We start from the raw sequence: 315 nt of genomic DNA, 5'->3' as shown, positions 1-315 counted from the left end.
GGCGCCACGCTGATTGAAAAGAAAATGGCGGAAATCAAAGAGAAAATCGCCAACTTGAAAAGCATCTATCGATACCTCGATGAAGAGCGCGCAAACCTCGAAGCCAGTGCTGCCAGGCAACTCGCGCTCCAGCAACTGAACAACGCCTCCAACTGAACAGTCAGCCTCTGTACCTGCCCCTGTGGCGAGGGGATTCATCCCCGTTGGGCTGCGCAGCAGCCCCACACCGGACGACGCGGTCTGCCTGAAGAAAAATCCAAACCCAAACAGCAAGACGAAACCACCAAACGTATCACTACATGCGTGATTGCCTTG

General features: G+C 54.3%; 1 pseudogene. It reads left to right on the top strand.

Annotation, left to right across the window (positions count from 1 at the left end):
- A pseudogene (locus tag OC610_RS29130) lies at positions 1-156 on the top strand (MerR family transcriptional regulator); the annotation flags it as partial.
- Positions 157-315 lie beyond the last annotated feature (159 nt).

It is taken from the genome of Pseudomonas agronomica (assembly GCF_025917275.1).
GTDB lineage: Bacteria > Pseudomonadota > Gammaproteobacteria > Pseudomonadales > Pseudomonadaceae > Aquipseudomonas > Aquipseudomonas agronomica.
This window is presented reverse-complemented; position numbering and strand designations above follow the sequence as displayed.